Raw genomic sequence first — 987 nt, 5'->3', positions numbered from 1 at the left:
CGTACGGCCGCCGAGATCGCCGCCGCCGTCCGCGAGAAGCGGGTCACCCCCCGCGAGGTGGTGGCGGAGCATCTCGCGCGGATCGCGGAGCTGGACGGGCGGGTCGGCGCGTTCCGCACCGTGCGCGCGGAAGCGGCCCTGGCGGAGGCGGACGAGGTCGGCGCACGCCCGGACCTGGCCGACCTCCCCCTGGCGGGCGTGCCGGTGGCGGTGAAGGACAACCTCGGCGTACGCGGCGAGTCCACCCGCAACGGTTCCGCCGCCACCTTGGGCGGCCCGGCCGGCGAGGACCATGTGACCGTGGCCCGGCTGCGAGCGGCGGGCGCCGTGGTGGTCGGTCTGACCAACGTGCCCGAGCTGTGCGTGTTCGGCACCACCGAGGGCGTGTACGGCACGGCCCGCAGCCCGTGGGACCTCACCCGCACGGCGGGTGGTTCGTCCGGGGGCAGCGCGGCGGCGGTCGCGGCGGGCCTGGTCCCGCTGGCGCTCGGCAACGACGGCATGGGCTCGCTGCGCATCCCGGCGGCCGCCTGCGGCCTGGTGACGCTGAAGCCGGGCCATGGCGTGGTCCCGGCGGACATCGGCCACGGCGACTGGTTCGGCATGTCGGAGAACGGCCCGCTGGCCACCACCGTCGAGGACCTGCGCCTGATGCTCGCCGTTCTCGCGGAGACCGCGTTCCCGGCGCCCGAGGAGCGCACGCCCCGCCGTATCGCGGCCGCCGTACGCAGCCCGCTGGCCGGGGTCACGGTGAGCGAGCCGTTCCGCATGGCGGTACGCGAGGCGGCGGGTCTGCTCAACGGCGCCGGGCACACCGTACGCCGGGCAGAGCCGCCCTACCCCCTCGACCTCGGTCTGACCGCCCTGCGGCACTGGACGGCCGGTACGGCGGTGGACTCGGCCGGGCTGGACCCGGCCCGGCTGGCCCCGCGCACCCGCACGCACGCGGCCATCGGCCGGCGCTTCGTCCGCTCGGTGCGCACCGGC

General features: G+C 77.2%; 1 protein-coding gene. It reads left to right on the top strand.

Translation table 11 applies throughout. The annotated features are described in order from the left end of the window. Positions 1 to 987 (top strand): amidase family protein (locus GT030_RS12070; protein ID WP_161201111.1); only part of this gene is annotated, 987 nt, incomplete at both ends.

Source organism: Streptomyces sp. SID1328 (genome assembly GCF_009865595.1).
Classification (GTDB): Bacteria; Actinomycetota; Actinomycetes; order Streptomycetales; family Streptomycetaceae; genus Streptomyces; species Streptomyces griseoluteus.
This window is presented reverse-complemented; position numbering and strand designations above follow the sequence as displayed.